The organism is Corynebacterium sp. UMB9976 (genome assembly GCF_030212265.1).
Taxonomy (GTDB): domain Bacteria; phylum Actinomycetota; class Actinomycetes; order Mycobacteriales; family Mycobacteriaceae; genus Corynebacterium.
Window position 1 is genome coordinate 1 of the sequence record NZ_JASODY010000082.1, and the last position, 296, is coordinate 296.

The 296-nt window shown below is 65.9% G+C and carries 1 pseudogene; it reads right to left on the reverse strand.

The features are described 5' to 3' along the window. A pseudogene (locus tag QP140_RS09900) lies at window positions 1–296 on the reverse strand (primosomal protein N'); the annotation flags it as partial.

The following is a 296-nucleotide window of genomic DNA, read 5'->3' on the forward strand; positions in this document are numbered from 1 at the left end:
ACTGGCGCGTACGCTGCCGAACGCGTGCCGACGACTATGCGCCCCTGGCCGTGCAGGATATCCAGGTAGCGGCGATAGCGGGACTCGGGACCGAGGCCAGCCCCGAGAAGAGTGAGCTGACGGGCAGAAATAAGCTCGCGAAAAGCGCTCTCAAAGCGCGCCTGTGTGCGTGCGTCCGGCACAATGATGAGAACACCGCCACCATCGCGCGCGACCGAAACGCTGAGCGCGGCGAGCATGGTTGCCATTTGTTCGCCTGGAACTGGCTGCCACGCTGCGCGTGCCGGGGCGCCCTT